Genomic DNA, 7,899 nt, shown 5'->3' with positions numbered 1-7,899 from the left:
CTGCACAGCGACCTCCTTGGTCCGGGCCGGCCGCCCACAACGATGACGTCCCGCCGAGCCGCGCAGATGAGGACTTGAAGAGAATCGGGCGTCGGTATTCACGTACTGCACGAAAGGCGTCCGTTGACGCGATCCCCGCGGTCCTGGTCCCAGGTGCGTCACACCGCTTGTGGACTCTGCGGCTGTGATCCACTCGAACCAACAGCGCCGAATGGCCGCGCGGCGTAGTCGCCGATGGCGAGCGAGAAGGTCGGGGGTGCTCGGCTCCGGCGATCGCTCCGTCTCTCCAGGTGCCGCAACGGGCGGCTGACGTGGACGGGTGACACCTGCACGCGACACACCTGTGCCGCCGCACTTCGGCGTCGAGTCCGACTCCTGCTGAGCGGAACACGGCGCCAAAGTACGACGCGCGGGTACATTCGAGAAATGGCAGAGCGCAAACTCCCGCCCTTCCGTGCCGATCACGTCGGCAGCCTGTTGCGACCGCCGGAGCTGCTCGACGCGCGGGCCCGGCACCGGGCCGGCGAGGTAGACGACGCCGGGTTGAGGGAGGCCGAGGACAAGGCGATCCGCCAGGTGGTCGCCCTCCAGCGTGAGACGGGCGTGCGGACCACGACTGACGGCGAGTTCCGTCGTACGTCGTGGCACATGGACTTCATCTACCAGCTCGAGGGCGTCGACCCGACCGACCAGAAGCTGGCGGTGCGCTTCCACAACACGGCCGGCGACCTCGACTTCGAGACCCCGGCACTGAGCGTCCACGACCGGGTGCGGCTCGGGCACACGATCTTCGGAGACGCCTTCGAGTACCTGTCGGGAGTGAGCACCGGCGACCAGGTGCCGAAGCTGACCATCCCCTCGCCGAACATGGTCCACTACCGAGGCGGCCGGGCGGCGATCGACGAAGACGTCTACCCCGAGCTCGGGCCGTTCTGGGCAGACCTCACCGCGGCATACGCCGAGGAGGTCCGTCGCCTCGGTGAGCTCGGCTGCACCTATCTCCAGCTGGACGACACCAGTCTCGCCTACCTCAACGACCCCGAACAGCGCGCCATGGTCGCCGCGCAGGGCGGGGATCCCGAGCACCTGCACGAGCAGTACGTCGCGAACGTCAACGCCGCGATCGCCGGCCGTCCGGACGGCATGCGGGTCACCACACACATGTGTCGCGGCAACTTCCGCTCCTCGTGGGCGGCCGAGGGTGGCTATGACTTCGTGGCCGAGGTCCTGTTCTCCCAGCTCGACGTGGACGGCTTCTTCCTGGAGTACGACGACGAGCGGTCCGGTGGCTTCGAGCCGCTGCGGTTCGTTCCGGAGGGCAAGCAGGTCGTGCTCGGCCTGGTCACCACCAAGACCGGCGAGCTCGAGGACAAGGACGACCTGAAGCGCCGCATCGACGAGGCGTCGAAGTACGTGCCGCTCGAGCAGCTCTGCCTGTCGCCGCAGTGCGGCTTCTCCTCCACGGTGGAGGGCAACGAGCTGACCGAGGAGCAGGAACGGGCAAAGCTACGGCTGGTCGTCGAGACCGCCGAGGAAGTCTGGGGGTAGGACATGGCACTACTGGACGGCGTCACCTGGCAGGGCAAGGTCCTCAAGGACGGTGAATGGACCGACGGACGCGGCGGCACGTACGCCGTCGTGGAGCCCGCCACCGGCCACGAGCTCGGCACGATGGGCCAGGCCGACGCCGAGGACGTGGCCGAGGCCGCCGCCTCCGCGGCGCAGGCGCAGAAGGAGTGGGCCGCCCTCCCGCACACCGTCCGGGCGGCCGTGCTCCGCAGGGCCGGTGACCTCTGGGCCGAGCACGCCGACGAGATCCGCGACTGGAACGTGCGCGAGGTCGGCGCGATCCCGCCGATGGCCGACTTCGCGATGCACGTCGCGGCCGAGGAGTGCTACCAGGCCGCGGCACTGCCGGGACAGCCGATCGGCCAGGTGCTCCCCAGCGAGCAGCCACGGCTCTCCATGGCCCGCCAGCTGCCGGCCGGCGTGGTCGCGGTCATCTCGCCGTTCAACGTCCCGATCATCCTCGGCATCAGGTCGGTGGCCCCGGCGCTCGCTCTCGGCAACGCCGTGCTCCTCAAGCCCGACCCGCGCACGGCCGTCACCGGCGGCACGATCATGGCGCGCATCTTCGAGGAGGCAGGGCTGCCGCCCGGCGTCCTCCAGATGCTCCCCGGCGGCAAGGACGTCGGTGAGGCCATGGTCACCGACCCGCACGTCCGGGTGATCTCCTTCACCGGCTCGACAGCGGTCGGCCGTTCGATAGGCGAGCTCGCAGGCCGACACCTCAAGCGAGCTCACCTTGAGCTGGGCGGCAACTCCGCGCTGTTGATCCTTGACGACGCGGACGTCGAGAAGGCCGTCGGGCTGACGGGTTGGGCGTCGTTCCTCAACCAGGGCCAGATCTGCATGACCACCGGTCGCTACTTCGTCGCCGATGCCATCTACGACGACTTCGTCGACCAGCTCGCCGCGAAGGCCAGCCACCTGCCAGTCGGCGACCCGGCCACCGAGCAGGTCGCGCTCGGCCCGGTCATCGACGAGCGATCACGGGACAAGATCCACGGTCTGGTCACGTCGAGCGTCGACCAGGGCGCGCGCCTGGCCGCTGGCGGGGAGTACGACCGGCTCTTCTACCGGCCGACCGTGCTGGCCGACGTCCCCCTCACCTCGCCCGTCTTCACCAAGGAGGTCTTCGGCCCGGTCGCCCCGGTCACCCGAGTCTCCTCCGTCGACGAAGCGGTACGGCTGGCCGCGGAGAGCGACTACGGCCTCTCGCTCGGCATCGTCACCCGCGACGTGATGCGCGGGCTGGCGCTCGCCGAGCAGATCCCGACCGGCATCGTGCACATCAACGACCAGACGGTGAACGACGAGGCGAACGCCCCCTTCGGCGGCGTCGGCGCGTCAGGCTTCGGGCGGATCGGTGGCGCGGCCGCGAACGTCGAGGCGTTCACCGAGACCCGGTGGATCACCATGCGAGGTGAGCCGGCGAGCTATCCGTTCTGATCGTCTTCGGTAGGGCCACGATGCCTGCGTCATTTCCGCATGTGGACGCGGGAGGCCAGCCCCGGGATAGCGCCGGTTTCGTTCAGGTGCATGGGCGGCGTGGCTGGCGGGACCTCGCCCGTCTGAGGTGCCCAACGTGCGCCCGCCCATCGCGTAGGAGCGCGAGATGGGTAGAGCTACCGATGCCGGCCTCGGCACTGCGCGGGGAGGCTGGCTGCACACACCACGGCATTGCGAAAGGGTGGTCAGGATGGCAACCACGGCGGCACCCACCGTCCGACAGGCGGGGCTCGAGTTCATCACCGTCAACGACGTACGGATCGCGTACGCCGACACGCGCGGCGCAGGCGTCCCACTCGTGCTGGTCCACGGGTCCTGGGGGTCGCACCACAACTGGGACCCGGTGGTGCCGGGTCTGGCCGAGCACTTCCGTGTGCTCTCGTACGACCGGCGCGGCCACAGCGACAGCGAGCGGCCACCCGGGCAAGGACACTTCTCCGAGGACGTCGCTGATCTCGCCGCTCTGATCGAGCAACTCGGCCTCGCACCAGCGTGGGTGGTCGGTAGCTCCGCCGGGGCCGTCATCACGCTCCAGCTCGCGGCCGCTCGGCCCGACGTGTTGCGCGGGATCGTCGTGCACGAGCCGCCGCTGTTCGGGGTGCTCGAGGAGGGCAGTGCGGAGGCTCTCGCGGTCGCCGGCCTCGAGGCCGGCCCGCTCACGGACGTGGGTCGCCGGATCGCCGCCGGCGACCACGTCGGCGCGGCAGAGCTCTTTGTGGACCAGGTGGCTCTCGGCCCGGGCAGCTGGGGGCGCTGCCCGACGCCATGCGCGCCATGATGACCGCCAACGCGCCGACCTATCTCGACGAGCTAGACGACTCTGAGTGCGTGTCCGTCGACCAGTCCCTGCTCGCGGCGTACGACCGCCCGGCGCTGCTCACCTCCGGCGACCAGAGCCCGCCGGTCTTCGCGCCGGTGGAACGCCGGCTCGCCCAACTTCTGCCGCAAGCCCGGCAAACGACCTACGCCGGAGCTGGCCACATCCCGCACGTCACGCACCCCGCCGCGTACGTCGCCGAGGTAATCGCGTTCATCGACTGGGCGGAGGCGAACCAGCGATGACCACGTCCACCACGGTGGAGCCCCTCACGGTCCGCGCCCCCGATGGCGTCGAGCTTGCTGTGTGGGTGGACGGGCAGGGGCCGGCCATCGTGCTCGTGCACGGCTCGATCCAGGACCACACGATCTCCGCGGCGTTGGTAGCCGAGCTGAGGACTGACTTCACGACGTACTCGATGGACCGCCGCGGCTTCGGCGCGAGCGGGGACGGCGCGTCGTACTCCCTGGAGCTGGAGTTCGCGGACGTGGCGGCAGTCGTGGACGAGGTCGCGGCACACACCCGGCGACCGGTCGTGCTGTGGGGGCACTCATTCGGCGCGGGCTGCGCGATGGGCGCCGCGGCCCTCACCCGGGACGTCAGCCACCTGGTGCTGTACGAGCCCGGCCTGGGCATCCCCTATCCCACCGGGTGGGTCGACGAGGTGGAGCAGGTCGTGGCCGCCGGCCACTACGAGACGGCGCTGATCATGCTGTTCCGCGACCTCCTCGACTTCACTGACGAGCAGGTCGCCGAACTGCGCGCTGGCCCCGAATGGGCGGGTCGCGTCGCGACGGCTCCGACCATCGCACGCGAGGCCCGGGCCGAGCAGGGCTGGGCGTACCCGCCTGGCGGCCTGGACCGCATCTCGACACCCACGCTGCTGTTGTCCGGATCCGAGAGCACTCCCGACATCAAGAAGGCGACCGAGATGGCCCGAGTCGCCATCCCGGGCGCGCAGGTTCGGATGCTCAAGGGGCACGCCCACATCGCCCACCGCACGGACCCCGCCATGATTGCCGACATCATCCGGGAATTCGTCACGAGTTGAGCAGGTCGTGCTCCATGGCAAACAACGTCGCGGCGGCGCGGGTCGGGTGACCGATCTTGGCGTAGATGTGCTGGACGTGGTGCTCGGCGGTGCGGCGGGAGATCACCAACCGCTTCGCGATCTGGTGGTTCGACAGACCCCGCGCCACCAGCCGCAGCACCTCGACCTCACGGTCGCTGAGCCCGGCCGGCCACTGGCGGCGTACGCGTGGGCGCGGTTGCCCTGCCGCTTCGATGACCGCCGCCACGCAGTCGGCGTCAAGGCCCCCAGACGTCGCATCCTGCGTCACGTGCTCGGCCGCCTCTTCCCGGGTGCGAGCCTGCCGATGCGGGCGATCCTCGGTCGCCGTACGGAACGCGACGGCCGCAGCCAAGACACGCGCCGCGACGGGAATCGCGGCCCCCCGAAGGCCATGGTGGTAGCCGCTGCCGTCCATGCGCTCGTGGTGCAGCCCCGCGATCCGAGCCACAGGGGCCAGACTCGCCGAGCAGGCCAGGATCCGCTCGGTGTGGTAAGGATGCAGCCGGACCTGCTCCCACTCCGTCCGGGTGAGCTGACCAGTCTTCTCCCACACCACGCTCGACACGCCGACCTTGCCCAGGTCGTGCAACATCGCGGCACGTCGCAGGTCCACGACGTCCGGCTCCGGAAGCCCGAGGGACCGAGCCGCCCCCTCGGCCAGGCGGGCAACCTCCGCCGAATGCCCCACCGTGTACGACGACTTCAGATCGACCATGTCGGCGAAGCACCGCGCCACGCGATCCAAGTCAGGCTCGCCGATGTACTCGACCGGCCGGGGCTCCGCCTCGAGAAGCGCCGACCAAGGATCAACTGCTGAGAGTTCGTCCATCAAGCCCAGCCCCACCCTCCCGAAGGCGGCCGCCACCTCCGGGTCGAACCAGCCGCCGGCCCGCTGTTCCACCATGGCCACCGCCGCATCCGGACCTTCGGCGTCGAGGAAGAGGACGGCCTGCGTGGCGACATCACCGACCCGAGCCGGCAGCGACACCTCATCCTGCGCCAAGCGGCGAGGTCCCTTGCCGTCCCACCGCTCGAACTGCTGCGCCACACAGTCCTGCACTTCTGGAGCCAGCCCGAGGCGGCCCGCGAGCACCGAGGCGGCATCGCACACCGACAAGAGGATCTCGGTCCCGTGGCGCACGTCGCCCCTGATCGACCTCGCGATGAGGGCCGGCCGCCTGAGTCCGGCTCCCTGGCCACTGCTCAGCGTCAGGCGCACCATCTCCCGCGGGTTGCCGAAGTCGGCAGGCTGGGCCGCCCGCCGCGACACCAGCTCGTTGCCGCCGTACACCCGCACCTCAACCGCGGCAGTAGCCGTACATCCGATGTGGCGAAGCATCGTGCCCAGGAACACGCTGCGGACGTCGTCTTCCGCGAGATCCCTCGAACGGGCGAGCCCGGTCGCGAGCAGACAACACCGCAGCGCAGTGCCCGGCGGTTGCCCCATGCCCAGGTCCGTGGCGACCGACAGCGCAGCCAAGAGGTCCACGAGCCGCAAGCGAGACTCGATCACAGCCCCATCCTGCCCGCGGCGAACGAGCCTTCGCCAGCACCCTGCAACGGCTCGAGACTGGCGCTCGGGCGGACCGACCAGGACCAGATCCTGAACCGCGTCCTTCCGCCGCAACTGCGCGGACAATTCCAAGTGCTGGCGCCGGTTACAGCGGCGGCAGTCCGAGCACGTCCCGTACGGCATTCTCCAGTCGCTCGCCCCGGTCGTGGGTGCCGACGTGGCCCGTGAGGAACGCGGCGGCGTACTGCCCGGCCTCGCTCCACAAGCCGAAACTGCCGCCGGTGCCGCCCATGCCGTAACCGTCGGAGTCCACGGCCACGCCCAGTCCCCATTCCCGGTCGCCGCCGATCACCAGCTCGGGTTCCTCGCCGCGTCCGCGGTTCAGCTCCTCCGACAGGTCCGGGCCAAGGAGGCGGCCGTGTGCCAAGGCCACGTACAACCCGGCCACACCCCGGGCGGTCCCGTGACCGTTGATGGCCGGGATCTCAGCGCGACGCCACCGCTCGCTGTTGACGACCCGGGGGTCGCGGGCCCGGGCGGGTTCTCGATCGCCCGGCGGTACAGGCCCGGGCGGTCCTGCTGGGAGGCGGCGAAGTCGTCGCCGAACCCGGTCAGGTCGGCAACCCTGCTCAGCTCGGTGCCATCGAGCCCGATGTGGAAGTCCAGGTCGTGCGGGTTGCAGATCTCCTCGCGGAGGAACCGTCCCAACGAGCGGCCGTCGACGGCGCGCACGACCTGGCCCAGCAGGTGGCCGTAGAACAGCGCCGACTCGCCCTGAGCGGAACCCGGAGGCCAGGTCGGCTCCTGGCGTGCCAACAGAGAGCACATCAGCCCCCAGTCGTAGAACGCCTCCTGCGGCGCGTCCGCGTCCAGAACGACGAGCCCCGCGCGATGGGCGAGGACGTCGCGGACCGAGGCCGCGGCCCGCAGCTCCGGCCAGAAGAGCTGCATCGGGTCGTCGAGGTCGACCAGCCCCCGGTCGGCCAGCGTAAGCACGCACAGGGCGGCGAACGGCTTGGTCACCGAGTACGGCATCACCAGCGTGTCCTGCTGCCAGGGCCGGTTGTGGGCGGAGTCCGCGTACCCGCCCCAGACGTCGACCACCCACGCACCGTCATGCCACACCGCGAAGGACGCACCAGTGCCCGTCTGTTCGGCAAGAACGTGTGCGAACAGCTCCCGCACGCCCCGGAAGGGCTCCGCAACAGACCCTTGAACTTCCATGCCACGGGCTCCTCTGGCTCTTCCCGGGGGACACTCGGGGACAGAGTAGGCCGGGCATGTCCGGTGGTCGGGCTTGTCGCCTCTTGTGAGCAGTCGCGAACGTGTGTCATGCCGCCGCGTCTGGGACGGACCCCGGTCAGGATGCTCGGGCTCGGGCTGGGTCGGGCGGCGGCTCTTCCAGATGAGGTCGAGGGCGACGCT

The 7,899-nt window shown here is 70.2% G+C and carries 7 protein-coding genes and 1 pseudogene; 5 read left to right on the top strand and 3 right to left on the bottom strand.

The window, feature by feature from the left end:
* The first annotated feature begins 426 nt into the window (after positions 1-426).
* The 5 genes from EKO23_RS24030 (at position 427) to EKO23_RS24015 (ending at position 4,940) form a co-directional block, all read left to right on the top strand.
* Positions 427-1,548, top strand: coding sequence for a 5-methyltetrahydropteroyltriglutamate--homocysteine S-methyltransferase (locus tag EKO23_RS24030; protein WP_134721018.1), 1,122 nt, complete (start codon positions 427-429; stop codon positions 1,546-1,548).
* A 3-nt stretch (positions 1,549-1,551) separates the two neighbouring features.
* Positions 1,552-3,012, top strand: a complete 1,461-nt coding sequence (locus tag EKO23_RS24025; RefSeq protein ID WP_134721017.1) for a benzaldehyde dehydrogenase — start codon at positions 1,552-1,554, stop codon at positions 3,010-3,012.
* A gap of 250 nt (positions 3,013-3,262) precedes the next feature.
* A complete protein-coding gene (locus tag EKO23_RS24020; RefSeq protein ID WP_217702796.1) occupies positions 3,263-3,850 on the top strand; it encodes an alpha/beta fold hydrolase in 588 nt (195 codons plus the stop codon).
* A gap of 50 nt (positions 3,851-3,900) precedes the next feature.
* Positions 3,901-4,134 (top strand): alpha/beta fold hydrolase, encoded by a 234-nt coding sequence (locus EKO23_RS25965; RefSeq protein WP_217702795.1) that lies wholly within the window; start codon positions 3,901-3,903, stop codon positions 4,132-4,134.
* A complete protein-coding gene (locus EKO23_RS24015; protein ID WP_134721016.1) occupies positions 4,131-4,940 on the top strand; it encodes an alpha/beta fold hydrolase in 810 nt (269 codons plus the stop codon). The genes EKO23_RS25965 and EKO23_RS24015 overlap by 4 nt, the downstream gene beginning before the upstream one ends.
* Here the strand turns inward: EKO23_RS24015 and EKO23_RS24010 are convergent.
* From EKO23_RS24010 to EKO23_RS24005, 3 genes and pseudogenes are all read right to left on the bottom strand, one after another.
* Positions 4,930-6,474, bottom strand: a complete 1,545-nt coding sequence (locus EKO23_RS24010; protein WP_246051285.1) for an HD domain-containing phosphohydrolase — start codon at positions 6,472-6,474, stop codon at positions 4,930-4,932. The genes EKO23_RS24015 and EKO23_RS24010 overlap by 11 nt on opposite strands.
* 145 nt (positions 6,475-6,619) lie before the next feature.
* A complete protein-coding gene (locus tag EKO23_RS26615; RefSeq protein ID WP_342773639.1) occupies positions 6,620-7,156 on the bottom strand; it encodes a serine hydrolase in 537 nt (178 codons plus the stop codon).
* Positions 7,072-7,698, bottom strand: a pseudogene (locus tag EKO23_RS24005) (serine hydrolase domain-containing protein); the annotation flags it as partial. The gene EKO23_RS26615 and the pseudogene EKO23_RS24005, both read right to left, overlap by 85 nt.
* Between the last annotated feature and the right edge of the window lie 201 nt (positions 7,699-7,899).

Source organism: Nocardioides guangzhouensis, assembly GCF_004519545.1.
In the GTDB taxonomy this organism is placed as follows: domain Bacteria; phylum Actinomycetota; class Actinomycetes; order Propionibacteriales; family Nocardioidaceae; genus Nocardioides; species Nocardioides guangzhouensis.
The sequence above is the reverse complement of the archived record's forward strand: the minus strand, read 5'-3'. Positions and strand labels throughout refer to the sequence as shown.